Source organism: Planococcus koreensis, from assembly GCF_004761975.1.
GTDB lineage: Bacteria > Bacillota > Bacilli > Bacillales_A > Planococcaceae > Planococcus > Planococcus koreensis.
This window is the reverse complement of the sequence record NZ_RQII01000060.1, coordinates 1-24,985: the sequence shown is the minus strand read 5'-3', so window position 1 is coordinate 24,985 and position 24,985 is coordinate 1. Positions and strand designations below refer to the sequence as shown.

Sequence of the window (24,985 nt, the reverse complement as noted above, 5' to 3'; positions counted from 1 at the left end):
TTCGGCCAGCTGCATGCCGCGCAAGAGCGGTTGGCTGGAAATCTTGGTTTCAGAAAATAACCGTCTTTCCTCTACCACAAGGGACGGTTATTTTTTTTTGTTAATGACTAAAATCATGGAAACGACCAAAGTCACTGCACTGATCGTCAAACCGATGCTCGTGAAAACGAGACCGAATGATTCTGTAATTGTCATATCACCACCCCCTTTCCGGGAATGGCCAAACCGTCCTCATGCAGCTGTACTTTTATTTTAACATAAAGGGAACACTTGTTCTATTATTTCCAAAAATTTTTTAATATTTTCCCAAATAAAGCCATCGGCATCCGATGGCTTTCCAATTTATTCTTATTTTTTCTTGATTTCCCTTGTTTGCTGCTGCCAGTCGAATTCCAGCAAATCGCGTGCGATGTGGAAATCGGGATGCACATCTTTGACTTGCCCGATGAGCCGTTTGTCGTCTTCCGGCAAAAAACGCGCGCTGATGTGGTTGGCAATGACGGTTTTCGCCCCTGCGAGGCTCCCGGTGCGGGCAGCGTCCAAAAATGTCGAATGGCCATAATCCCCCGCGAGCTTCTGGGTGTCGCTGTCAAAAGTGGCTTCGTGGACCAGAACATCTGCGTCCTTGCCAAGCGAAACGGCGTTTTCGCAAAACCGAGTGTCGCCGAGAATCGTCACGACGAACCCGGGCTGCTGCGCATCCGTGACGTCTTCACTGCGCACTGTCCGGCCGTCTTCCAGCAGCACGTCTTCCCCATTTTTCAGCTTCGCAAGCAGTGGACCTTTTGGGACACCAAGTGCCGCCGCTTTTTCGATCTGCAATTTCGGCGGCAGCGGTTTTTGCGTGATGCGGTAGCCCCAGGACGGAATGGCATGGTCAAGCTCTGCCGATTCCACCACCATCGTCTCGTCTTCGAAAACAGTTTTTCCATCCAGTTCATGGTATGAAATGCCATAGGTCAAATGTGTGCGGCTCAAACGCAAAACCGTTTCCACGAACTCCCGGATGCCGGGCGGGCCATAAATGCCGAGCGGTTCGTCCCCGCCTTGGAACGAACGCGAGCCCAAAAGCCCCGGCAGCCCGAAAATATGGTCGCCATGCATATGGGTGATGAAAATCTTTTCGATTTTCCGCAATTTCACTGTCGTGTGCAAGATCTGATGCTGTGCCGCCTCACCGCAGTCGAACAGCCAGACTGTGCCGCGCTCTTCCAGCAATTTCAGGACCAGCGAACTTGTATTGCGCATTTTTGAAGGCATGCCTGCCCCTGTCCCCAGAAATAATAACTGCATAAAGTCCCTACTTTCTATCGTGGTCGTGGTCATCCAAAAAATCTTTGCTGAAACTGGTTTTGGAATCATACGAAGTTTTTTTGTATTTTGCGCCTTTAATAAGGACGCTTTTGCCAAATTTCGCTTCCAATTTCGACATCAGCTCCAAGAGCGGCTCTTCTTTTGCGTGTTCTTGAAAATTAAAGATGGACAATTGTTCCGTCATGTCCCCTTTGTCTGCAACGTTCGACACCGTGACGCCGACCAGCCGCAGCGGCTCGCCGTTCCAATGCTTCGTGAACAGCTGCCATGCGTTGCGGAAAATGTCATCCGCTTTCCACACGGTATTGTTCAACGTGATGCTGCGTGTGCGGTTTTTCCAATCCGCGCTGCGCGTCTGGATGCTGACAGTCGGTCCGGAAAGCTCTTTGGACTCCAGCCGGTTCGCCACTTTTTGGGACAGCCGCTTGAATACCGCTTTTAATTCCGCCTCATCGGTTTCATCGATTGGCAGCGTCGTCGAAGTGCCGACGCTTTTGGTGTCGTAGATCGAATCAGGGTCGACAATGCGGTCATCGATGCCGTTTGCCCGATTCTGCAGCCGCAAAGCATTCTTGCCCATTTTTTCTTTCAATAAACCATTATTGGCCACTGCCAATTCGCCGATGGTTTCAATGCCCAGCCGCTTGAATTTGGCAGCTGTGCTTTCGCCGACGCCGTGCATGTCGATGACCGGCAATGGCCATAATATTTGCTGGATGTCCCGTTTCCGCAAAATTGTGATGCCAAGCGGCTTTTTCATATCGGAAGCGGTTTTTGCCAGAAACTTATTCGGTGCAATGCCGATGGAACATGGCAAGTCCAATTCAGACAGCATGCGCTGCTGGATTTCCTTTGCAAGCTCAACTGGATGGTGCAGCTCTGCCAATTCCGTTACATCAACATAGCCTTCATCGATTGACACCGGCTCGACGCTGTCGGTATATGAGCGCAGAATGTCAAACATCGCTTTTGATGCGGTCCGGTAGCGTTCAAAATTCGGCGCCATCAAAATCAAATCCGGGAATTTGCGCTTCGCTTCATGGACTTGCATCGTCGTGTAAATGCCGTGTGCCCGAGCTTCATAAGAACACGTCACAATGATGCCGCGCCGCTCTTTCGGGTTTCCCGCAATCGCCAGCGCTTTGCCTTTCAGGCTAGGATCGTGGGATTGCTCCACCGATGCGTAAAAACTATTCATATCGATATGAAATATCACTCGACCCGCCATGTTAATCGCTCCACTTTTCATTGACTTCTATTGCTTTATTTTACCACAGCGGCCGGGCGTATGTCCGTACCGCTCCTGCTTTCGATTGAGGGCAAGCAAAAGAGAGGGCAGGACCGCCCTCTCTTTTAGCCGTGCTATTTTTAACGGTTTTAAACTTTCGCGGACTCTTTGACGATTTCCACTAAAAGCTCAGCCAGCTTCTCGAGTTCTTCGATCGGCATGCGCTCTTTTTTTGTATGGATTTCTTCGTAGCCCACGCAAAGATTGACAGTCGGAATGCCGAAACCGTTAAAGATATTGGCGTCGCTTCCGCCGCCGCTTGTCAGCACCGGTGAAGGCCGGCCAATGTTCGCCGCCGCTTTTTTCGCGATTTCCACAACCGGCTCCGTTTCTGCGAAATGGAAGCCCGGATACATCAGCTTCACTTCAGTTTCGGCGCTTCCCCCCATGCTTTTCGCCATGTCTTCAAAAACCGATTCCATATGGGCTGTTTGCGCAGCCAATTTGTCTTCTTTGATCGAACGGGCTTCTGACAGGATATGGACTTCATCACAGACGATGTTCGTCGCTTTGCCGCCTTCGAAACGGCCGATGTTCGCCGTCGTTTCCGAGTCGATGCGGCCCAAGGTCATTTTTGAAATTGCTTTAGCTGCAATCGTAATCGCAGAGATGCCTTTTTCAGGCGCAACGCCCGCATGAGCTGTCTTGCCATGGATGGTCGTCCATAATTTCGCTTGGTACGGCGCAGAGGTGACAATGCCGCCGACTTGTCCATCGCTGTCGACTGCGTAGCCGTATTTCGCAAACAACAGCGAGGCATCCATTTCTTTTGCTCCGACAAGACCGCTTTCCTCGCCAGCCGTGATCACCAATTGAATATCGCCATGCTCAATCTCGTCTTCCTGGATCGAGCGGATCATTTCCAAAAGCGCGGCAATGCCGGCTTTGTCATCCGCGCCGAGAATCGTCGTGCCATCGGAATGCACGTACCCATCGCGCACTACCGGCTTGACGCCCTTGCCCGGCACAACCGTGTCCATATGCGCCGTAAAATAGATGGCTGGAACGTCTTGTGCTGCGCCGCGCAATGTGGCAATCAAATTATTGGCGCCGTGGCCATTGTGGAAAGATGAATTATCTTCCGCTACATGAAAGCCGATCGCTTCCAATTTGTGTTTTAAAACATTAGCAATTTCGCCTTCGTTTTTCGTTTCCGAGTCGATCTGCACCAACTCAAGAAATTCTTTCAGCAATCTGTCTTTTTTCAAGATTGGTACCCCTTCTCTTATAACGGCATATTGCCATGTTTTTTCGCTGGCCGTGAATCTTTCTTGTGGCGCATCATTTCAAGCGCCTGTATCAATTTGATGCGCGTTTCACGCGGATCGATGACGTCATCGACCATGCCTGCAGCTGCTGCAACATAAGGATTCGCGAATTTCTCACGGTATTCCTCGATTTTAGCTGCACGTGTTTCTTCCGGATTATCACTCGCTGCGATTTCGCGCGCGAAGATGATGTTCGCTGCGCCATTCGGTCCCATAACCGCGATTTCCGCATTCGGCCATGAATACACCAAATCCGCACCAATCGATTTCGAGTTCAATGCAACATACGCGCCGCCGTAAGCTTTGCGCAAAATGACCGTCATTTTCGGCACAGTTGCCTCTGAATAAGCATACAGAATTTTCGCTCCGTGGCGAATGATGCCCCCGTGTTCTTGCTTGATGCCTGGGAAGAAGCCCGTAACATCTTCGAACGTGATCAACGGAATGTTGAACGAGTCGCAGAAACGGATAAAGCGTGCCGCTTTATCGGAAGAATCGATATCAAGCCCGCCCGCCATGACCTTCGGCTGGTTGCACACAAGGCCGACTGTTTCGCCTTTAATGCGGGCTAGGCCGATGACGATATTGCGCGCGAATTCAGGCTGCACTTCCATGAAGCTGTCGGTATCGACAACGTCTTCAACTACGCGGCGAACATCATACGGGCGAATAGCTTCATACGGGACGATGTCTGCCAGGTTCGGACGGTAATCGTCCTTGCCGTCGACAGCAAGCCGCGGCGGCATTTCCTGGTTGTTCTGCGGCAAATAGCCGATCAAACGGCGCACCATTTGCAGTACGCTTTGTTCAGTATCCGAACGGAAATGCGCATTTCCGCTGATTGCGGTATGTACTTTCGATCCGCCAAGGTCTTCAGACGAAATCTTCTCGCCTGTTACGGTTTCGATGACTTTCGGGCCTGTGATGAACATTTGGCTCGTCTTGTCGACCATGAAGACAAAATCCGTGATGGCTGGCGAATACACCGCGCCGCCGGCAGATGGCCCCATGATGACGGAAATCTGTGGAATCACGCCAGAATAAATCGAGTTGCGGTAGAAAATATGTCCGTAGCCATCAAGCGACAATACGCCTTCCTGGATGCGTGCGCCGCCTGAATCATTCAAGCCGATAAACGGCGCGCCATTTTTTGCGGCCAAATCCATGACGTTGGCGATTTTCTTCGCGTGCATTTCACCTAACGCGCCGCCGAAAACCGTGAAATCCTGTGAAAACAAATAAATCGGCCGGCCGTCCACTTTGCCGTAGCCGGTGACAACCCCTTCACCTGGCCCTTTCGCCATCCCGAAATCCGTCGTGCGGTGTTCCATGAACGGGCTCAATTCAACGAACGACCCTTCATCCACAAGCAAGTCGATGCGCTCGCGCGCTGTCAGCTTGCCTTTTTCATGCTGCTTGTCGATGCGGTCTTCGCCGCCGCCAAGCTCGATTTCGCGTTTTCGGTCATACAATTCATTGATTCTTTCGTAAATGTCCATTCTCCCACTCCTCAATCATTGCTTTTCACAAAGTTCGTATAATACCCCATTCGATGATTTTGGATGCAAGAAAGCGACAAGCGCACCGCCTGCTCCCGGTTTCGGCGATTCACTCAGTAATTGCACACCGTCTGCGCGAAGCTCTTCCATGCGCTGTTCAATGTTTTCAACACCGAACGCGATATGGTGAATGCCTTCGCCTCTTTTTTCCATAAATTTAAAAATCGGGCTGGTGTCGTCCATCGGCTCCAATAGCTCCAACTTGATGTTGCCGGCATCGATGAATGCCACACGCACTTTCTGTGATTCCACTTCTTCGATTTTCAATAAAGGGCAGCCGAGAACGTCCGTGTAATAAGGCAGGACTTGTTCCAGATTCCGCACCGCTATTCCAATATGGTCGACTTTCTTCATCTTTTTCATCCCCTTTAGTATGTTCTATTTTATTGTACAGATTTGGCCGGCAAAACTCTAGCTGTTGCGCCACATTTCGCGCCTTAAAAGCTCTCCCTATAAATGTTTTTGGAAATATGCTATCATTTCTCTAAAGACTAAAACGGTATAAAGGAGCAATTTGTTAATGAGAAACCAAGCTTTCCGCAAAATTGTTGTCTACTCCATGATCGCCTTGATGCTTTTGTCATCATTGTTAATGGGCCTTAGCTTTATCGTATAAGTATTTGAAACCCCCAACAGAAAATTCTGTTGGGGGTTTCTTTGGATATGCCATATATTAATATCGATATTGCACAAAGTAGCCCCACTAAAACATATGCTCCTGTCCCTGCAACGCTTCGCTAGCTTCGGGACATGAAAAACCGTTGCATCGCTGCGCTAGCTTCGTCGCAAAGAATTGGCCGAAAGACCTTCGGCCAATTTCTTTCCTGCGGGCTTGCGCCTGGAGCAAAATGAAAAGCCTGTCAACAATAAAACCAGCCGAAGCCTATGCTTTCACTAGTTTCAGACTGTAGACAAAATCTGATCAAAAAGAATAACTTTGTATACGCCAACCGTTCTGGCCACTTCGCTTTCCGTGGGCTCAGCTTCAGCCTCCTCGTCACTGACGTTCCTGCGGGGTCTTCAGCCTTCGCTGTCCCACAGGAGTCTTCGTGGCCAGACCGGTTGTTAACATGTAGTTCTAATTAAAGAGAGTAACCAACTCATCCACTTTTCGTAAGCATTCTCTCCAGGATTCGGAGCGTAATGCGGCGACTCCTGCGGAAGAACGGAGTGATGAGACCCCGCAGGAGCTTGCGACGAGGAGGCTCAGCGCTTCGTCCGCGGAAAGCGTCCGCATGGAGCGCAGAATCCGGTATACCTAAGATGAAGTGACTTTTTATTCTTTAACTAACCTAAATATTTATTTGTCTACTACCTGAAACCAGCGGAAGCTCAGGCTTCCGCTGGTTTTTTATTGGTGAACCCTTGATAAGACGACTTGATCTCCAGGTAGCTTTCCATTTCCTCGATTACTTGGTACAGCGCAGCCATTGCCAGAAACTTTTCATGGTTGTCCGGCAGCGGCATTTTGGCGAAGTCCGCTTTCACTGCATCGAGTTTGCCGAGGTATTGGTCAGCGGTGTTGCCAGAATGGACGTGCGCGGCTAAATCCTCCAGAAATTCCGCCACCAAGTGGGATTGCCCGACTTCGGCAGGCAGTTCGGTGATTTTTGGCAGGATGCGCTCGATGATGTCGAGCTGCTGCTCGCGCATGTCGAAATAACGATAGTATTTGTTCTCGAGCCGGGTGACGTGATTTTCAACATCCTGATAGGCGAGCGCTTTTGCTTTTTTCACCAGCTTTTCGCTTTCCATCAGCTCAGCGCCGCTCCACGAAGACTCGCCTTGGCGCAGGTAAATGGCAATTTCTTTGAAGATTGTTGAATACAGGTTCTCGATTTGATTACGGTAATCGTCCAGTTTTTTCTCGATGCTGGGCATGTAGACATTGACGGCAAGTGCGGTACCGAAACCGACGGCCATCAGAACGATTTCGTTGAGAAAAAGGCCGCTCGTCAAATTTTTCGAGTCGTAGATGTGCAGCAAAATGACGGCGCTTGACACAAAGCCGTCGGAAAACCGTAGCGACACCAGGACGGGTATGAACAATAAGATCAGAATGCCAAAGACCATTGGGTGGTAGGCAATGCCTTCAAAAAAGACGAATGCGAACATGATGCCAATGAGGCTTGCGACAAAACGCGAAAACGCTGCACGGATGGATTTCTTCTTTGTCGGTTGAATGCAAAGAATTGCCAGTATGCCTGCTGATACATAATAATCCAATTGCAAAAGCTGCGCCAGGTATATCGCAATCGCGGCCCCGGCTGCTGTCTTCATCGTCCGGTAGCCAATTGAAAAACGCTTCAGTTTCATGTTCCACCCCTCTTTTCAGCCAGATTCTCTTTGTATTCACGAACGCAGAAAACGCTTTCTACAAAAAAATGCCCCTAGAAAAGGGGCATTTTAGCATTAGATTTCGTTGCAATGTTTCTCGAACAATTCCTGGATGTGTGTAATTACAGACATCGGGTCATGCCCTTCGATTTCATGGCGTCCGATTTCGTCCACCATTTTTCCGTCTTTCAGCAAGACGAATGATGGGGATGACGGCAAGTGGTCATCGCCGAAAATGTGGCGCGCTTGCGCAGTCGCTTCTTTGTCTTGGCCAGCGAAAACCGTCAATAGGCGGTCAGGGCGCTTGTCGTAATGTACGGAATGCAAAGCTGAAGGGCGTGCAATGCCGCCCGCGCAGCCGCATACCGAGTTGATCATTACAAGGCTCGTGCCGGGTTGTGCAAAGGCTTCATTGACCTCTTCTGCTGTTTCCAATTGTGTATAGCCGCCGTCTACCAATTCCTGGCGCGCTTGTTTAACGATATCGTTCATCATGAAGTTAAAATCCATAGCCATTCGTTAACCACTCCTTCTAATTTCCTCTTTCAATCATAGCAGGACTTGAAAAGACTTGCAAAAAAGCTTACTCGAATAAATCCGCAATGGCTTGCGATACGGTGAGCTCTTCGTTAAGGACCTGCTGCTCCAGTGTTTTCACTTTGCCGCTGCGCTCCCGGTCGCTATAGAACCGGCTCAACAATTCATCGGTGATCATCGACCGGAACCAGTCTTTCGTCTGGTTCTGCCGGCGCACGGTGAAATAGCCGCTCACTTTGACGGTGTCTTCGAATTGCTTCACCATATCCCAAATCTCACGTATGCCTGTTTGTTCGAGTGAAGACGCAGGCAATGCCTGGGTCTTCCAGCCTTCCGTCGCGCGCTGCAGAAAATGCAGGATTTGCTTGTATTCACGTACCGTCTTTTCAGCAAGCTTCATGTTGTCGCTGTCCGCTTTATGGACGATGATGGCGTCAGCGAGTTCCAGAATGCCTTTTTTCATGCCTTGGAGTTCATCCCCTGCACCGGTCAGCACGAGCAGCAGGAACATGTCGACCATGCCGCGCACTAAGGTTTCGCTTTGGCCGACGCCGACGGTTTCCACCAAAATGACATCATAGCCCGCCGCTTCGCACAGCAGCATCGTTTCACGGGTCTTTTTGTGGACCCCTCCCAGCGTACCGGCAGTAGGTGACGGCCGGATAAATGCTTTCGGGTTTCGAGCCAGGTTTTCCATGCGGGTCTTGTCCCCTAGGATCGAACCGCCGGTCACCGACGAACTTGGATCGATGGCGAGCACTGCCACTTTATGGCCTAGCCCTGTCAGCATTTCGCCAAAGGTTTCGATGAACGTGCTCTTTCCCGCTCCCGGCACACCGGTGATGCCAATGCGGATGCTGTTGCCGGTATGCGGCAGCAGCCGGTTCAGCAAATCCTGCCCCGTTTGCTTGTCTTGCGGATTCGAACTTTCCAGCAGCGTGATCGCTTTGCCCAAGTGGATGCGCGATCCGCCCAGCACCCCTTCAGCCAGTTCAGCGGTTTTGGAGCCTTGCGCCTGCGGTTTTTTGAATTTCTTGCGCGGCGCGGACTTCATGCCGTCGTGGCTGGCTTTGACGCCTTCCATGACCCGCCGGGAACCTTTTTCGCGGTCCATCAGTCGGCCACTTCCTCATAGCCGAGGCGGCTGTATATCTCTTCGATGACTTTTTGGGCCGCAACCGGGATGACCGTCCCGGGCCCGAAGATGGCGCTCGCTCCGTTTGTGCGCAGGAATTCATAATCCTGTGCCGGGATGACGCCGCCGACAACGATCAAAATGTCTTCGCGGCCGATTTTCTTCAGTTCAGCCGCCAAATCCGGCACCAAGGTCATGTGTCCGGCTGCCAGCGAGCTGACCCCGATGACGTGGACGTCGTTTTCTGCTGCTTGCTGCGCGGTTTCGGCAGGCGTCTGGAACAACGGCCCGATATCCACATCAAATCCAAGGTCCGCGAATGCTGTCGCGATGACTTTCGCTCCGCGGTCATGGCCGTCCTGCCCCATTTTGGCAATCAGGATGCGCGGCCGGCGCCCTTCGTTTTCAATAAAGTCTTCCGTCATTTCTTTGACGGTTTCCATTTCCTGCTGGTTCGAGAAGTTTGAACTGTAAACGCCGCTCACTGATCGGATCACCGCCTTATGCCGTCCGGATGCCTCTTCAATGGCATCCGAGATTTCACCCAAGGTCGCACGATTGCGCGCTGCATCCACTGCGCATTCCAGGATGTTCTCTTCCCCAGTTTTAGCAGCAGCTGCCAGACGGCGCAATGCCACGCCGACTTTTGCGCTGTCGCGCGTCGCTTTCATGTGTTCGATGCGCTCGATCTGCTTTTTGCGCACCATGGTGTTGTCGATGTTCAAAATATCAATCGGGTCTTCCTCATCCAAGCGGTAGCGGTTGACTCCAATGATGATTTCTTCGTTCGAATCGATTTGCGCCTGCTTTTTCGCAGCCGCTTCTTCGATGCGCATTTTTGGCAGGCCGGTTTCAATCGCTTTCGCCATGCCGCCAAGCTCTTCCACTTCTTCGATCAATTGCCACGCTTTCTCCATCAATTCATTGGTCAACGCTTCGACGTAATACGAACCGCCCCACGGATCGATGACTTTCGTCATCAAGGTTTCTTCCTGCAGGAACAATTGCGTATTGCGGGCAATGCGGGCAGAAAAGTCCGTTGGCAACGCAATCGCTTCATCAAGTGCGTTTGTGTGCAGCGACTGGGTATGCCCCATCGCCGCCGCATTCGCTTCGATCAGCGTGCGTGTGACGTTATTGAACGGATCCTGCTCGGTCAAGCTCCAGCCTGAAGTTTGCGAATGCGTCCGGAGTGCGAGTGATTTGTCGTTTTGCGGATCGAACGATTTCATCATTTTCGACCAGATGGCGCGGGCTGCACGCATTTTCGCGATTTCCATGAAATAGTTCATGCCGATGCCCCAGAAGAACGACAGGCGCGGCGCAAAAGCATCGATGCCAATGCCCGCTGCAAGGCCGGTGCGGACGTATTCCAGTCCATCGGCAAGCGTATATGCCAATTCAATATCGGCTGTCGCTCCCGCTTCCTGGATATGGTAGCCGGAAATCGAAATCGAGTTGAATTTCGGCATTTTTTCAGATGTGTATTTAAAGATATCCGCGATGATTTTCATCGACATGGCAGGCGGATAGATATACGTGTTGCGCACCATGTATTCTTTTAAAATATCGTTCTGGATCGTCCCGGCCAATTGCTCGGGCGACACGCCTTGCTCTTCTGCCGCAACGATATAAAATGCCATAATCGGCACAACTGCGCCGTTCATTGTCATTGACACCGACATTTGGTCGAGCGGGATGCCGTCAAACAGGATTTTCATGTCTTCTACGCTGTCGATGGCAACGCCGGCTTTGCCGACATCTCCGACAACGCGCGGATGGTCGGAATCGTAGCCGCGGTGGGTCGCCAAATCGAATGCAACCGACAGCCCTTTTTGGCCCATTGCCAAATTGCGGCGGTAAAACGCATTGCTTTCTTCAGCCGTTGAAAATCCGGCATATTGGCGCACTGTCCATGGACGCGATACGTACATCGTCGGGTAAGGGCCGCGCACATTCGGTGCAAAACCAGGCAAACTGTTTTCAGTGCCATCCATGTCCTGCGCTGAATACACCGGTTTGACGGCGATGCCTTCATTCGTTTCAAAAGGTTCTTGCTGGATCGCTTCTTGCGGCTCCAGGTCCAATTGCTGTAAATCGACTTTAGAAAAATCCGGTTTTGCCATGTCAGAAGGCCCCCTTTCCGATACTTAAGATTGCTTCCAATTTCGAATTGATGTGTTTGCCGTTGTAAATCGAATCTGTAATTCCGTGTTCACTCCAAGATTCACTGCGCTCTTTCGGAATTCGCCCTGCCACATCTACTGATGCAGACGTTTGCAAGCCCGGCAGGATGCTGTCGATCGCTTCAGCCGGTCCGCATAACACGGCATAATCGATTTCATGTTCAGCGAGGAAGCTATTCACTTCTTCCGCCGTCTTCAATTCCGGGCTGATTAATGGTTCGATCCCTGCGACTGCTAGGAAACCGACCACGAAATCTGATTGGGCTTTAACCGTTTTCAATGGCGCCAAGTGGACGATCGCCGTTTTTAAAATCAGCTCTTTGCCGAGTGCACGCATTTTTTCAAACGGCGCAGCTAAGCGCTTCGCTGTAATGTATTCCAGATGGCTTTCGTCAATCGCACCGTCTTTGACCGCTTCCTGCGGGTCAGCGTAGACATTCGTGCCGATCAGTGAAGCGTTGCGCAAAGCGATCTGCTTTTTGCGCTCCAGCCATTTCGCCTGCATATCGTCCGCCAGCCAGCCTGACTGCATGACTTCCGCATAGCCGCCTGCTTCTTCGATTTCAAGGAAATACTGCCAAGCTGCTTCCACGTATTCCTGTGTCAGCGATTCGATGAAATAAGAGCCTGCGGAAACGTCAAGGACATGTGCCGCATGCGCTTCTTCTTTGATGACCAGCTGGACGTTGCGCGCAATCCGGCGGCTTTTGCCGTTCGGCCCCGTCAAGAAATCATGCGGATGAACCGTATGCGCGTTTGTGCCGCCAAGGACTGCCGAAAAAGTCGAGTTGCCTGCTCTCAGCAAATTGACGTATGGATCCAGTTTCGAATAAGAACGAACCGATGTCTCGGTAAAGACCGGTACCGCTGGCGCTTTTTCGCCGTATGCTTCACAGAATGCGTTCCACAACACGCGGAATGCGCGGAGCTTCGCGATTTCCTGGAAAAATTGAGTATCGACTGCAAAACGGACCCAGATTTTTTCAGCTTGCGCGCTGAAATTGCCGGTTTCCATTGTTTCCGCCAAAATGCTGAGCGCCACGCCAAGTTCATGGATAATCGTGCCGCCTGCACCGTGCACAGGGATCGTATCGATCAAGACGGTGCGCACATTCGCCGGAGCCGTTACTGGGAACTCTGCTTGAATGGCTCCCTGCACATGCGAAAGCTGCTGCTCATCAATAAAATCAAAAACCCGCAAGATGCCGTTATCGTCGGATCCCAATTTGAAGTACAGCGGATGCGTAACGATGAGACCAGCGAGCTCTTCTAATTCTGCATCTGCCCATTGCAAATTCTTTTGGCTCGTGTAAACGATCGTTTCATTTCCGCGCGCCAATTCTTCTTTTGCTGCCGCTAAAAAATCCGCAGCCGTTTCGTAAGCGGTTTCTTGGGCAACGAACCAGCCTGGAAGCCGTTTGCCGTTTTGTACAGCCGCCGCTTGGCTCTTGGCAGCATGGCCGCGTTTTTCAAACATTTCTTTTGTGTATAACGGTTCTAAGGTGATGCCTTCTATCGTCGGTGTTCTTAAAGTTTCATCCAGCGGTTTGCCTTTCAGCGCTTTTTCAGCCGCTTCCTGCCAGTCTTCATATGTACGTTCGGAAAATTGGGTCTTTTTCATCGATTCGATAGTCAAGCTGTTCCCTCCCTAAAGGTCTCTATATTCATTTTACCCGACTATCCGCAGACATAAAAGGAAAAAAAGCCTGAAGTCCGCAGACTTCAGGCTTTCCATCAATAAACGGAAGTGTTTTCCTTGTTCATGTTTTCCAGAATTTCTTTGACGCGTCCGAGGAATTGTCCACAGACAAGTCCGTCAAGCACGCGGTGGTCGAGCGACAAACACAAATTGACCATGTCGCGGGCTGCAATCATGCCGTTGCCCATGATCATAGGGCGTTTGACGATCGACTCGACTTGCAGAATTGCCGCTTGCGGATGGTTGATGATGCCCATTGACTGGATAGAACCGAACGATCCTGTGTTGTTGACAGTAAACGTTCCGCCCTGCATATCAGCAGAACCCAATTTGCCGTTGCGGGCTTTCAATGCCAAGTCGTTGATGTCGCGGCCGAGGCCTTTGACGGACTTTTCATCTGAGTTGCGGATGACAGGCACGAACAACGCGCTGTCTGATGCAACTGCGATCGAGATGTTGATGTCTTTTTTCTGGATGATCTTGTCGCCAGCCCACATCGAGTTCATCATCGGGAATTCTTTCAAAGCCTGTGATACGGCTTTGACGAAAAAGGCGAAATACGTAATGTTGAAGCCTTCTTTTTTCTTGAATTCGCCTTTGATGGAATCGCGGTAAGAAACCAGGTCCGTGACATCCACTTCGATCATCATCCATGCGTGCGGCGCTTCGTGCTTGCTCTTCAGCATATTGGCAGCGATTGCGCGGCGGACGCCTGTTACCGGGATTTCGATATCGCCAGGGGCGCTTTCGATCGGCGCTGACTTCGCTGCAGGAGCTGAAGCCGGTGCTTGCTGTGCAGCTGCTTGAGGCGCTGGAGCTTCCTCGCGAGCAGGAGCTGCAGGTGCATCGCCGGCTTTCGGGATGTTGCCGCTCTCGATCAGTTTCAACAAATCTTTGCGCGTGATGCGCCCTTCATTGCCTGAACCGTCGACTTGTGCAAGATCGATGTCGTTGTCTTGCGCAAGGCGCAGGACTGCTGGCGAGTAGCGGGCTTTCGAGCCGGACGGGCGGACCGGTTGTGACTGGCCATTGCCGCCAGCCGGTTGTTTCGATACCGCTGTGTCTGCAGCAGGCATCGTGTTTTCTTTGCCGGTGTCCGCTTGTTGAGGTGTCGCGTCTTCAGCTGGAGCCGAGTCGCCGCCTTCTGTTTCGATTGTGCAGACGATTTCGCCGACAGCGAGAGTTTCGCCCTCTGCAGCAAGCAATTCCTTGATGATGCCGGTAAACGAAGAAGGGACTTCTGCCGTTACTTTATCTGTATTGACTTCCGCCAGCGAATCATATTTATTGACGTGGTCGCCAGGAGCGACAAGCCATTTTTCAATGGTGCCTTCTGTGACACTTTCGCCAAGCTGGGGCATTTTGATGTTCTCAATAGCCAAAGGGATTCCTCCTTGTTTGATATGCTTATTGTCCAGCTTCAGCGCCCAGTCCCTCGGGGTCTTAAGTCAGCCCACCTGTACGGCTGAAAACATGCCGCTTCGGTGTTCTGCCTTAAGCCTGTCGGGACTTGACAGGCGCTTCCGCTTTTCTTGTTTAGAATTCCGCTAACTCACGCATTGCTTTCTCAACTTTGTCCGGGTTGATCATGAAGAATTTCTCCATGGTCGGCGCGTATGGCATTGCGGGAACGTCTGGGCCAGCCAGGCGCTTGATCGGAGCATCGAGGTCGAATAGGCAGTTTTCAGCGATGATCGCCGCTACTTCCCCGATGATGCTTCCTTCTTTATTGTCTTCTGTGACAAGAAGGACTTTGCCGGTTTTCTTAGCGGCTTCGATGATGCCTTCTTTGTCCAATGGGTAAATTGTGCGCAGGTCCAGGATGTGGGCGGAAATGCCGTCCTCAGCAAGGCGTTCTGCCGCTTGCAGCGCGAAATGCACAGCCAGCCCGTAAGTGATGACTGTGATGTCGTCGCCTTCGCGTTTCACATCGGCTTTGCCGATTTCAATCGTGTAATCTTCTTCAGGCACTTCGCCTTTGATCAGGCGGTAAGCACGTTTGTGTTCGAAAAACATAACCGGATCTTCGTCGCGGATGGCCGCTTTCAATAATCCTTTTGCATCGTATGGAGTCGACGGAATGACGATTTTCAAACCAGGCTGGTTTGCGAAAACGGCTTCCACCGATTGCGAATGGTACAACGCGCCGTGGACGCCGCCGCCGAATGGCGCACGGAACACGATCGGGCATGACCAGTCGTTGTTTGAGCGGTAACGGATGCGCGATGCTTCCGAAATGATTTGGTTGACAGCCGGCATGATGAAATCCGCAAACTGGAATTCCGCTATTGGGCGCATGCCGTACATCGCTGCTCCGATTGCAACTCCGGCAATCGCCGATTCTGCAAGTGGTGCATCGACAACGCGGTCTTCACCGAATTGATCGTAGAGGCCTTGCGTCGCTTTGAACACGCCGCCTTTTTTGCCGACGTCTTCGCCAATAACGAAAACATTTTCGTCACGTTCCATTTCTTCTTTCATGGCAAGCGTGATGGCGTCAATATAATTCATAACTGCCATTATTCGTTACCTCCTTGTTCCGCGTAGACGTATTTCAGCGCGTCTTCCGGTGCAGCGTACGGTGCGTTTTCAGCATAATCCGTCGCTTCGTTGACAAGAACCATGATGCGGGCATTGATGTCCGCTTCCAGTTTATCGTCCATGATGCCGTTTTCTTTCAAATAAGCGCCGAATAACAGAATCGGGTCTTTTTCTTTTTGCGCTGCCAGTTCATCAGCTGAACGGTATTGGCGGTGGTCATCATCTGATGAGTGGGCCGTCATCCGTTCTGAAACGGTTTCGATCAAGCTTGGGCCTTCGCCGCGGCGTGCGCGGTCGGCAGCCGCTTTGACGTGTTTGTATACTTCGATCGGGTCGTTGCCATCGATTGTGACGCCCGGCATGCCGTATCCAGCTGCGCGGTCCGACACGTTCTTGCTCGCCACTTGGCGGTCATAAGGAACGGAAATCGCGTATTTATTGTTTTCGACCATCGTAATGACCGGCAATTTATGGACGCCGGCAAAGTTCAAGCCTTCGTGGAAATCCCCTTGGTTTGAAGAGCCTTCGCCAAGCGTTGTAAATGTGATGAAATCTTTTTTCTTCATTTTCCCAGCCAATGCAACGCCGACTGCATGCGGCAATTGCGTCGTAACCGGTGAAGAACCTGTCAAGATGCGGTTTTTCTTCTGTCCGAAATGCCCAGGCATTTGGCGCCCGCCTGAGTTCGGGTCTTCCGCTTTAGCGAAAGCCGAAAGCATCAAATCTTTCGGCGTCATGCCGAAATGCAAAACGACGCCAAGGTCGCGGTAATAAGGTGCGATGTAGTCTTTTGTGTTGTCCAGTGCAAATGCTGCGCCGACCTGCGCCGCTTCCTGCCCTTGGCAAGAAATGACGAACGGGATTTTGCCCGCGCGGTTTAGCAGCCACATGCGCTCATCGACGCGGCGCGCCGTCAGCATTGTTTCGTACATTTTCAGCAAATCGTCTTGTGACAAACCTGCTTCTTCGTGTTTTGAAGCCATTGAAATTCCCCCTTTAGCTATGAATCGCTTTGCCGTCTACTGCCAATGCCGCTTCGCCCATCACTTCTGACAGTGTCGGGTGCGGATGGATCGTTTCGGCGATTTCCCATGGAGTCGCATCCAGAACCATGGCCAGGCCAGCTTCTGAAATCATATCGGTCACGTGCGGCCCGATCATGTGAACCCCTAAGATGTCGTTTGTTTCTTTATCGGCGATGATTTTGACGAAGCCGTCTGATTCCCCGTAAACAAGCGCTTTGCCGATTGCTTTGAATGAGAATTTGCCGACTTTGACATCATGCCCTTTTTCTTTTGCCTGCTCTTCGGTGATGCCGACGCTTGCCGCTTCCGGATTGGAATAAACGCAGCGCGACACCAAATCGTAATTGATGGCGTGTGGATTATTGCCCTTGATGTGCTCAACGGCCGTGATGCCTTCGTGGGATGCAACGTGTGCCAATTGAAGGCCGCCGATCACATCGCCGATTGCGTAAATATGGGATTCTTTTGTCTGGAAGGAAGGTTTTACTTGGATAAAGCCTTTTTCCACGATGATGTCTGTGTTTTCCAGGCCGATGTTTTCGACATTTGCCTGTCTGCCCACAGAAACCAGCATTTTTTCTGCGTTGAACGTTTCCATGCCGTCTTTGACTTCCGCTTGGATCGTTACGCCGTTGTCGCCAGTTTCAAGCGTATCCGCCATCACTTTTGCACCGATTGCGAATTTCACGCCTTTTTTCGACAGCAATTTCAGCATTTCTTTCGACACATCTTTGTCTTCTGTCGGAATGATGCGGTCTGCGTATTCAATGACCGTCACTTCTACGCCAAAATCATTGAGCATCGATGCCCATTCAATGCCGATAACGCCGCCGCCAACGATTAAAATCGATTTCGGCAACTCCTGCATTTGGAGTGCTTCATCGGAACTCATGACAAATTCGCCGTCGATCGTCAAGCCTGGAAGCGAGCGTGGACGGGAACCTGTTGCGATGATGACGTTATTCGGAATCAGCATTTCGTTTTCTTCGCCATTCGCCATTTCAACGGAAACTGTACCAGCATTCGGTGAAAAGATTGACGGCCCAAGGATGCGGCCGATGCCTTCGTAGACGTCGATCTTGCCTTTTTTCATCAAACCTTGTACGCCTGCATGCAATTGGTCGACAATCGCTTGTTTGCGCTGTTGGACGCGTGAAAAATCCAATGACACGTCTCCAGTGACAACGCCGAAATCAGCTGCATGGTTTTTGGTGGTTGCGTAAACTTCCGCGCTGCGGAGCAACGCCTTGCTTGGAATACAGCCTTTGTGCAGGCATGTCCCGCCAAGATTGCCTTTTTCGACAATCGCTGTTTTTAATCCTAATTGAGCCGAGCGGATGGCGGCTACGTAGCCGCCTGTTCCGCCGCCCATAATGACGACATCGTAATTTTGTGCCATGGTTGAAGACGACCTCCTTCGTTATTTTCCTGCCGGGTAAATCTTCGCCTGTTCTTCGCCGTTCAATACGCGTGCTGCCCCTTCGGCTAGAGCCTGGAGCTCATTTTCACCTGGCATGACAACAACGTCTGCAATCCAGCTGATGCGGTTCGTAATCGACTCCACGAAACTTTTGCCGTAAGCGAGTCCGCCAGTCAGAATAATCGCATCCACTTTACCTTCAAGAACAGCGCTTGCTGAACCGATTTCGCGCGCCACTTGATAAGCCATCGCGTCATAAATCAGTTTCGCTTCCTTGTCGCCTTTTTGGATCCGTTTTTCCACTTTTACCGCGTCATTCGTCCCAAGATATCCGACCAAGCCGCCTTGTCCGACGAGCATTTTCATGATTTCCTGGCGGTAATACTGGCCCGAGAAGCATAATTCAACCAAATCGCCAGCCGGAACCGTTCCCGCTCTTTCGGGGCTGAAAGGCCCGTCGCCGTGAAGGCCGTTATTGACATCCACGACACGGCCGCCGATATGGGCGCCGACTGTAATGCCGCCGCCCATATGGACGACAATCAAGCGCAAGTCGCTGTATGCGCGCCCTGACTCTTTCGCGTAGCGGCGGGCAACCGCTTTTTGGTTTAATGCGTGAAAAATCGATTTCCGTTCAATCAATGCAAATCCTGACACGCGTGCAATCGGATCCAATTCATCCACGACGACCGGATCCACGATGAATGACGGTATGTTCAATGCCTGAGCAATTTCAAAGGCAATGATGCCGCCAAGGTTCGAAGCGTGCTGGCCCGATATGCCTTTGCGCAAATCGTTCAGCATCGTTTCATTGACTGCATAGGTCCCGCCTTCGATCGGCCGAAGCAATCCACCGCGTCCGCAGACCGCGGACAAATTGGAGACATTCATGCCTTCTTCGTCGAGTGCTTCTAGAATGGTTTGTTTGCGAAATTCGAATTGGTCGATGATTGACGTGAATTGTGCAAGCGATTCCGTCGAATGGCGGATGGTGTTTTCCATTATCAGGATATCGTTGTCAAAAACACCGATCTTAGTCGAAGTCGAACCTGGGTTTAAGACCAAAATCCGCTGCTGCTGTTTTTGCACAGCGATCCCTCCGTTTCATCTTTTCTTTAAACTACACAAGCAGCAGGCAACGTCCGGGTGGAACCGGCCGTGCCTGCCTGCCATTTAGCGTCTTGAGATAATGTTGTGTTCGTTGCGCAAGAATTGGCTTCTTGATTTGCGCATGCGGTCGATGCGTTCTTCCGCCATACGGTCCGCGGCCTGGTAGCTAGGAATTCCGTCGCGTTTCGAGATTTCAAAAATACGTGTGATGCTGTCATAGATTGTTTCAACGCGCTTCATTGCACGTTCGTTGTTGTATCCGTATAATTCATCCGCAACGTTGATAACGCCGCCGGAGTTGATCACGAAATCTGGTGCGTATACGATGCCCAATGCTTCAAGCTCGTCGCCGTGGCGTTCTTCTTTCAATTGGTTGTTCGCTGAACCAGCAACAACTTTGACTTTCAATTGCGGAATCGTTTCATCGTTGATGATTGCGCCCATTGCACATGGTGCAAAGATGTCCGCTTGCTGTGAGTAGATGTCATTCGGTGCAACGGCAATCGCTCCGAAATCTTTTACTGCGCGTGCTACTGCTTCTTGGTTGATATCCGTTACGATCAATTTTGCGCCTTCTTGGTGCAAGTGTTCGCAAAGGGTGTAAGCTACGTTGCCGACGCCTTGCACGGAAACTGTTTTGCCTTCTAGTGAATCGTCGCCCCACGCTTCAAGCGCAGCTGCTTTCATGCCGATATAGCAGCCATAAGCTGTTACCGGGGAAGGGTTGCCCGAAGAACCGAATGCTGGAGAGATGCCTGTAACGAAATCCGTTTCTTCGTGGATCAAGTCCATATCCGCAACTGTTGTGCCGACGTCTTCAGCTGTGATGTAACGCCCGTTCAAGCCTTGGATAAAGCGGCCGAATGCACGGAACATTTCTTCGTTTTTGTCTTTTAACGGATCACCGATGATAACGGTCTTGCCACCGCCCAAGTTCAAGCCAGCTGCTGCGTTTTTATAGGTCATGCCGCGTCCAAGGCGGATTGCGTCTTCGATCGCTTCTTCTTCTGTTTCGTAGTTCCACATACGCGTTCCGCCAAGAGCCGGCCCTAAAGTTGTATCGTGGATGCAGATGATTGCTTTCAATCCTGAAGTTTTATCTTGGCAAAACACCAATTGTTCGTAGTCGTGCTGTTCCATTCTTTTGAAAATTTCCATTGTCAAGTCCCCCTAGTATGTTTGTTGACTGCTTGATGAGCGGATAGCCAGCGCGAGCGAGTAAAGCTTCGTTTCAGCGCTGTCTGCGCGGGAAGTCAGAACGATCGGCGCTTTCGCACCCGCAATGACGCCTCCCACTTTCGATTTTGCAAAATAGACCAATGATTTGTATAGGATGTTGCCGGATTCGATTGTAGGTACAAGCAAGATGTCGGCTTTGCCGGCAGTTTCGCCTGTGATCCCTTTATGGTGGGCCGCTGAGACAGACACTGCATTATCCAAGGCCAACGGGCCATCGATGATGCAATTCTTGATTTGGCCCCGCTTGTTCATCGCAGTCAGCGCAGCGGCATCCAAAGTCGCCTGCATCGTTGGGTTGATCACCTCGACAGCGGCTAATGGCGCTACTATTGGAAGTTCCACGCCAACTGAGCGCGCGATGGCTACAGCGTTTTCAATTAATTGAGCTTTTTGTTGCAGGTCCGGCTCGATGTTCATGCCGGCATCGGTGATAAAAATCAGCCGATCGAAGCCTGCGATTTCGAACGCTGCGACGTGGGACAGCACATTGCCTGTCCGCAAGCCATAATCCGGATTCAGCACTGCCTTCAATAAGACAGCTGTCGGGATATGCCCTTTCATCAAAACGTTCGAATCGTTCATGTAAACAGATTTGACAGCTTCTTTCGCCGCTTGGGCATTGCCGCTGACATGGTGGATCTGGATTTTCGGATGGCCGGCCAAGTGCGGAAAATCACGGTTGATCATTTCCTTCACTTTCGCTTCATCATCGTACAGCCGGAAACTCGCCAAATTGCGTTCGAGCGCCATGCTGACGGATTCAAGAACTTCGGAATCTGCCGCCGCAGCGACAGCTACCGTGTTATCGGCTTCCTTTGAAATCTCATCCATTATTTGCTTTAATGTGGTCATCTTTTCACCCCATTCCCTTTTAATTAAAACAGATAAAACTGCATTATATAAGGCTTGTAAGCGCTTTATTTGAGTTTATCCGCTTTTTTCTTTGCAATTTCTTGCAAAACCGTGCAAGAAATTGCAAATCACATTAAACCGTATTTTTCAAGTTTGTAATAAAGCGTGCGCAGGGAGATTTCCAGCTGTTTTGCGGTTTTGGATTTATTGCCTTTGAACTGCATCAGTGAATGGTGCAAGATGCCCCGCTCCACCGCATCCAATTGTTGCTGCAGCGGTACCGATGATTCGATGACCACTTCATGCTTCGCTTCAGCCGCTCTCAGCATATTCAATGGGATGTGCTCTTCCGTTAATACTTTATCGTTCATTTGCATAAAAATCATCGAGCGGCTGATGATATTCTCGAGTTCCCGGACATTGCCCGGCCAGTCGTAGACCCGCAGCAATTGCATGGCTTTCTCCGTCACCGTTTCGATATTGCGGCCGTATTCCTGGTTCAGCTTCATCAACAAGCGGTCGACGATGCGCGGGATGTCCTGCTTGCGGTTGCGCAATGGCGGTATGAGGATCGGCATGCGGTTCAAGCGGTAATACAAGTCTTCCCGGAATGTGCCGCCGAGCAGCGCTTTTTCCATATTGGCGTTCGTCGAGGCGATGACCCGGACATTGACAGGAATCGGCTTGGTGCCGCCGATGCGCAGCGTTTCGTGCTCTTGCAGCACCCGCAGCAGTTTGCTTTGTATCATCGGCGACAATTCACCGATTTCATCCAGGAAGATGCTGCCGTTGTTGGCTTCCTCGAACAACCCTCTTTTTTCTCCACTTTTCCCTGGAATGGCCCCTTCCTCGTAGCCGAACAATTCACTGTCGAGCAGCTCTTCCGATAGAGCTGCGCAGTTGACGCGCACGAATTTATTGAACTTCCGTTCGCTTTCGCTGTGGATGGCATGGGCGAACAATTCTTTGCCGGTGCCCGATTCGCCGCGCAATAAAACCGTAACAAGTGTTTGCGCGGCCAATTTTGCCTGCTGCAGGCTCAACTGCATTTCAGACGACAAGCCGATGATGTCATCAAATGTGTATTTCGATTCGAGCGTACGGATGATGCTGCGCGCCCGGTCAAGCTCTTTCATGAGCGAGCGGATTTCGGTGGTGTCGTGGATGACCCCGACACTGCCTTTCAACTTGTTGTCGACAATGATCGGTGCAACATTGACGATGACTTCCCGGTTTGCGGGGCCCACTTTCAAATTGACGCCGCGGTATGGCTTGCGCGTCTGCAATGCTTTCAAATGCATGCTTTCCCCTTCGGAAATGTCCGCCGATGCGGGCTGGCCGATGACCTGATCCATCTCAAGGCCGGTGATGCGGGTGTAAGCCGGGTTCACGAGCAAGCCGATCCCTTGTTCGTCCACAACCGAAATCGCGTCGTCGCTGGAAGCGATGATCGCTTGGAGCATCGTCTGGATCTCTTTCAAGTCGGTGATCTGTTCAGCGAGGGATACCACTTCCGTTATGTCTTTGAACACAGCAAAGGCGCCGATCGTCTCTCCGAATTCGTCGACCATCGGAAAACGCGAAGTGACAATTTTCAGGCCGTTCTTCAGCTCTAGCTCCCGGTTCAATTCGGTTCGGCCGGTTTCAAAAATCCGCGGCAATTCACTCATCGTAATCAGTTCGTTGATGGGATGGCCCATCGCTTCTTCGGCGCTCACTTCGATCATGCGGGATGCGCTCCTATTGATGAAATTGATGCGCCCTTTCCGGTCGATGCCGATCATCCCTTCTTCAACTGAATTGAAGATGATGTTCTGTTTATGGCTGACTTCACTCATCAATGAAATGAACTGTTCTTTTTCGGTGACCAAGCGCACCAAAACATTGGCGATGCCCCCTGGAATAATGACCGTTTTCTGCGGAAACAGGCCAGGCAGCTCGCGCTGTACTTCTTCGCTGCCGGAAACGTTGAATACCATATCAACCTCTTCGTTGGCAAAATCATGGAAATCCGTACTGACGCGGATGCCGTTTTTCTGTGCAGCGAGTATCGCGGGCGCCTGCAAATTAAGGTCAGCGACGCCGTAGACATTCAAATATTCCGATTCCATCAAAATTTGGAGGATGGCTGATCCGCCTGCCCCGCCTCCGATGACAACAACGTTTTGCAAAGGACTTCAACCCTTCCGATTAATCTATGCAATTTCTTGCAATGCTCATTCAAGCGTACAGCAGGATTAGATTCTTGACAAGCACCAGCAAAGTGGAAAACAATAGACGGAGAAGGAGTGGAAACATGGGACGTCTTATCGCTTTTATCATCTTGCTCATACCGGGAATCCTCGCAGCTTACGGCATCAAATTGATGCGCGATACCTTGTTCAATAAATTGCTTGAGCCTTATCCGGCATTGTGGCTTCAGTTTACGCTCGGCACCATTTTCGTCGTTCTCGGCATCGGCTTTTTCGCCGGTTTCCTGTTGAACCGCGACCGCAAAAAAGGAACCGTTTCAAAACGGTTCCAGAAATAACGCCGTCCGGCTAAAAAAAATTGCGTCTACCCTTTCGAGGGCGGACGCAATTTTTTTGTTACCCGGTGCGGGTAGTCTGTAATGATGCCTTTCAATTCCGGCGCTAATTTCTTCATCGCAGCTTCCCTGCCGCGGAAGCCATAGACACGAACAGTCTTTTCCATACCATGAAGAGCTTCTAAAAACCGCTTCGAGTAAATCCGTTTATGGAGATGGATGCTGTCGACCCAGTGCATCCCTTCGAGCATTTCCAACGGTATTCTTTTCTTCAGGATCAACGCCATTTCCGCTTCAGGCAGCAATGCTTTCATATTTCGGAGGAGCTCCGGGTGGAATGAGGACACATGAAAGTCTTCCGCCCCTTCAAGCATTGAAGCGATAATGCGGGGACCATCCGAATGTTTCATAAAGGAGCTCTTCAATTCGATGTTCAACGGCACCTTTTTATCTTTGGCCCACTGGATGACTTCGTAGCCGAGCGGGATGGAGTCGTGCCAAAACCTGCGATGCCACCGCTTGCCGATTTTCAATTCTTTCATCAAGCTGTATTCGGCTTCATCAATTTTCAGGTTCTTTCCGCTGAGCCGCTTGAGATTATCGTCATGAAAGACAATAACGACGCCATCTTTGGTGATCTGGAGATCCAGCTCGATGCCGACGCCGCTTTCGCCTGCTTTGCGGAAAGCATTCCAGGTGTTCTCGAGCGAATAGCCAGATGCCCCGCGATGGGCGTATATTCTCAGTTCAGACACGTTAAACCATCTTCTTTCTTTATAATTCGCATTCGTTTGAATAGCGTATTTTTATCATCATCACAAAATATTATAAAGCTTTCAACGCGATTTGTAACCTTTTATTTCAGCTTATCGCTTTTCATCGCTTGGATTTATTTAAGAAAAAAGGTTCTCCGTCAAATGTTGGGGTGAGGCGATATCGCCTTCACCC

21 protein-coding genes are annotated in these 24,985 nt (G+C 50.9%); 2 read left to right on the top strand and 19 right to left on the bottom strand.

The window, feature by feature from the left end; all coding sequences use genetic code 11:
- Positions 1–348 precede the first annotated feature (348 nt).
- The 5 genes from rnz to mce all read right to left on the bottom strand — a co-directional run bounded on the left by rnz (position 349) and on the right by mce (position 5,783).
- The gene (gene rnz / locus EGV91_RS14145; RefSeq protein WP_135504770.1) at positions 349–1,293 is read right to left on the bottom strand and encodes a ribonuclease Z; all 945 of its coding nucleotides are present in this window, start codon (positions 1,291–1,293) and stop codon (positions 349–351) included.
- Positions 1,294–1,300: 7 nt separating this feature from the next.
- Positions 1,301–2,542: a DNA polymerase IV gene (locus EGV91_RS14140; RefSeq protein WP_135504768.1), complete on the bottom strand. Its 1,242-nt coding sequence runs from the start codon at positions 2,540–2,542 to the stop codon at positions 1,301–1,303.
- A gap of 149 nt (positions 2,543–2,691) precedes the next feature.
- The gene (locus tag EGV91_RS14135) at positions 2,692–3,813 is read right to left on the bottom strand and encodes a M20/M25/M40 family metallo-hydrolase (protein WP_135504766.1); all 1,122 of its coding nucleotides are present in this window, start codon (positions 3,811–3,813) and stop codon (positions 2,692–2,694) included.
- A gap of 14 nt (positions 3,814–3,827) precedes the next feature.
- Positions 3,828–5,369, bottom strand: coding sequence for an acyl-CoA carboxylase subunit beta (locus EGV91_RS14130; RefSeq protein WP_135504764.1), 1,542 nt, complete (start codon positions 5,367–5,369; stop codon positions 3,828–3,830).
- A 15-nt stretch (positions 5,370–5,384) separates the two neighbouring features.
- A complete protein-coding gene (gene mce, locus EGV91_RS14125; RefSeq protein WP_135504762.1) occupies positions 5,385–5,783 on the bottom strand; it encodes a methylmalonyl-CoA epimerase in 399 nt (132 codons plus the stop codon).
- Positions 5,784–5,949: 166 nt separating this feature from the next.
- Between mce and prli42 the strand changes: the two genes are divergently transcribed.
- Positions 5,950–6,045: a stressosome-associated protein Prli42 gene (gene prli42, locus EGV91_RS17155; RefSeq protein ID WP_158290622.1), complete on the top strand. Its 96-nt coding sequence runs from the start codon at positions 5,950–5,952 to the stop codon at positions 6,043–6,045.
- Between the two features lie 716 nt (positions 6,046–6,761).
- On the opposite strand, the gene EGV91_RS14120 is transcribed toward prli42, so the two are convergent.
- The 13 genes from EGV91_RS14120 to EGV91_RS14060 all read right to left on the bottom strand — a co-directional run bounded on the left by EGV91_RS14120 (position 6,762) and on the right by EGV91_RS14060 (position 23,681).
- The gene (locus EGV91_RS14120) at positions 6,762–7,745 is read right to left on the bottom strand and encodes an aromatic acid exporter family protein (RefSeq protein ID WP_175580320.1); all 984 of its coding nucleotides are present in this window, start codon (positions 7,743–7,745) and stop codon (positions 6,762–6,764) included.
- Between the two features lie 96 nt (positions 7,746–7,841).
- Complete coding sequence (locus EGV91_RS14115) at positions 7,842–8,282, bottom strand: BrxA/BrxB family bacilliredoxin (RefSeq protein ID WP_135504760.1); 441 nt, start codon at positions 8,280–8,282, stop codon at positions 7,842–7,844.
- A 67-nt stretch (positions 8,283–8,349) separates the two neighbouring features.
- Complete coding sequence (gene meaB, locus EGV91_RS14110) at positions 8,350–9,417, bottom strand: methylmalonyl Co-A mutase-associated GTPase MeaB (RefSeq protein ID WP_135504758.1); 1,068 nt, start codon at positions 9,415–9,417, stop codon at positions 8,350–8,352.
- Positions 9,417–11,564 carry a methylmalonyl-CoA mutase gene (gene scpA, locus EGV91_RS14105; RefSeq protein WP_135504756.1) on the bottom strand — a complete coding sequence of 716 codons (2,148 nt, stop codon included), beginning with the start codon at positions 11,562–11,564 and terminating at the stop codon, positions 9,417–9,419. Before scpA ends, meaB begins: the two co-directional genes overlap by 1 nt.
- A 1-nt stretch (position 11,565) precedes the next feature.
- Positions 11,566–13,260 carry a methylmalonyl-CoA mutase family protein gene (locus tag EGV91_RS14100; protein WP_135504754.1) on the bottom strand — a complete coding sequence of 565 codons (1,695 nt, stop codon included), beginning with the start codon at positions 13,258–13,260 and terminating at the stop codon, positions 11,566–11,568.
- Positions 13,261–13,358: 98 nt separating this feature from the next.
- On the bottom strand, positions 13,359–14,705 hold the full coding sequence (locus tag EGV91_RS14095; RefSeq protein ID WP_135504752.1) for a dihydrolipoamide acetyltransferase family protein: 1,347 nt from the start codon (positions 14,703–14,705) through the stop codon (positions 13,359–13,361).
- 154 nt (positions 14,706–14,859) lie between these two features.
- Positions 14,860–15,843: an alpha-ketoacid dehydrogenase subunit beta gene (locus EGV91_RS14090; protein WP_135504750.1), complete on the bottom strand. Its 984-nt coding sequence runs from the start codon at positions 15,841–15,843 to the stop codon at positions 14,860–14,862.
- Positions 15,843–16,847, bottom strand: coding sequence for a thiamine pyrophosphate-dependent dehydrogenase E1 component subunit alpha (locus tag EGV91_RS14085; protein ID WP_135504748.1), 1,005 nt, complete (start codon positions 16,845–16,847; stop codon positions 15,843–15,845). Before EGV91_RS14085 ends, EGV91_RS14090 begins: the two co-directional genes overlap by 1 nt.
- Before the next feature lie 13 nt (positions 16,848–16,860).
- Complete coding sequence (lpdA, locus tag EGV91_RS14080) at positions 16,861–18,288, bottom strand: dihydrolipoyl dehydrogenase (RefSeq protein ID WP_135504746.1); 1,428 nt, start codon at positions 18,286–18,288, stop codon at positions 16,861–16,863.
- A gap of 21 nt (positions 18,289–18,309) precedes the next feature.
- Positions 18,310–19,398 carry a butyrate kinase gene (gene buk / locus EGV91_RS14075; RefSeq protein WP_135504744.1) on the bottom strand — a complete coding sequence of 363 codons (1,089 nt, stop codon included), beginning with the start codon at positions 19,396–19,398 and terminating at the stop codon, positions 18,310–18,312.
- Positions 19,399–19,482: 84 nt separating this feature from the next.
- Positions 19,483–20,577, bottom strand: coding sequence for a Leu/Phe/Val dehydrogenase (locus tag EGV91_RS14070; protein ID WP_135504742.1), 1,095 nt, complete (start codon positions 20,575–20,577; stop codon positions 19,483–19,485).
- Positions 20,578–20,589: 12 nt separating this feature from the next.
- The gene (gene yqiS / locus EGV91_RS14065; RefSeq protein WP_135504740.1) at positions 20,590–21,510 is read right to left on the bottom strand and encodes a phosphate butyryltransferase; all 921 of its coding nucleotides are present in this window, start codon (positions 21,508–21,510) and stop codon (positions 20,590–20,592) included.
- A gap of 128 nt (positions 21,511–21,638) precedes the next feature.
- Positions 21,639–23,681, bottom strand: a complete 2,043-nt coding sequence (locus tag EGV91_RS14060) for a sigma-54 interaction domain-containing protein (protein ID WP_135504738.1) — start codon at positions 23,679–23,681, stop codon at positions 21,639–21,641.
- Between the two features lie 125 nt (positions 23,682–23,806).
- Between EGV91_RS14060 and EGV91_RS14055 the strand changes: the two genes are divergently transcribed.
- Positions 23,807–24,040 carry a DUF2627 domain-containing protein gene (locus tag EGV91_RS14055; RefSeq protein ID WP_135504737.1) on the top strand — a complete coding sequence of 78 codons (234 nt, stop codon included), beginning with the start codon at positions 23,807–23,809 and terminating at the stop codon, positions 24,038–24,040.
- Positions 24,041–24,066: 26 nt separating this feature from the next.
- On the opposite strand, the gene EGV91_RS14050 is transcribed toward EGV91_RS14055, so the two are convergent.
- Positions 24,067–24,792, bottom strand: coding sequence for a glycerophosphodiester phosphodiesterase (locus EGV91_RS14050; RefSeq protein WP_135504735.1), 726 nt, complete (start codon positions 24,790–24,792; stop codon positions 24,067–24,069).
- Between the last annotated feature and the right edge of the window lie 193 nt (positions 24,793–24,985).

Excerpts from the sequence above, each read along its gene's own strand:
- meaB (WP_135504758.1), bottom strand. The coding sequence starts at position 9,417 with ATGGACCGCGAAAAAGGTTCCCGGCGGGTCATGGAAGGCGTCAAAGCC.
- EGV91_RS14090 (WP_135504750.1), bottom strand. The coding sequence starts at position 15,843 with ATGGCAGTTATGAATTATATTGACGCCATCACGCTTGCCATGAAAGAA.
- EGV91_RS14070 (WP_135504742.1), bottom strand. The coding sequence starts at position 20,577 with ATGGAAATTTTCAAAAGAATGGAACAGCACGACTACGAACAATTGGTG.
- rnz (WP_135504770.1), bottom strand. The coding sequence starts at position 1,293 with ATGCAGTTATTATTTCTGGGGACAGGGGCAGGCATGCCTTCAAAAATG.
- EGV91_RS14120 (WP_175580320.1), bottom strand. The coding sequence starts at position 7,745 with ATGAAACTGAAGCGTTTTTCAATTGGCTACCGGACGATGAAGACAGCA.
- lpdA (WP_135504746.1), bottom strand. The coding sequence starts at position 18,288 with ATGGCACAAAATTACGATGTCGTCATTATGGGCGGCGGAACAGGCGGC.
- EGV91_RS14085 (WP_135504748.1), bottom strand. The coding sequence starts at position 16,847 with ATGGCTTCAAAACACGAAGAAGCAGGTTTGTCACAAGACGATTTGCTG.
- scpA (WP_135504756.1), bottom strand. The coding sequence starts at position 11,564 with ATGGCAAAACCGGATTTTTCTAAAGTCGATTTACAGCAATTGGACCTG.
- EGV91_RS14055 (WP_135504737.1), top strand. The coding sequence starts at position 23,807 with ATGGGACGTCTTATCGCTTTTATCATCTTGCTCATACCGGGAATCCTC.
- EGV91_RS14130 (WP_135504764.1), bottom strand. The coding sequence starts at position 5,369 with ATGGACATTTACGAAAGAATCAATGAATTGTATGACCGAAAACGCGAA.
- yqiS (WP_135504740.1), bottom strand. The coding sequence starts at position 21,510 with ATGACCACATTAAAGCAAATAATGGATGAGATTTCAAAGGAAGCCGAT.
- prli42 (WP_158290622.1), top strand. The coding sequence starts at position 5,950 with ATGAGAAACCAAGCTTTCCGCAAAATTGTTGTCTACTCCATGATCGCC.
- EGV91_RS14115 (WP_135504760.1), bottom strand. The coding sequence starts at position 8,282 with ATGGCTATGGATTTTAACTTCATGATGAACGATATCGTTAAACAAGCG.
- mce (WP_135504762.1), bottom strand. The coding sequence starts at position 5,783 with ATGAAGAAAGTCGACCATATTGGAATAGCGGTGCGGAATCTGGAACAA.
- EGV91_RS14140 (WP_135504768.1), bottom strand. The coding sequence starts at position 2,542 with ATGGCGGGTCGAGTGATATTTCATATCGATATGAATAGTTTTTACGCA.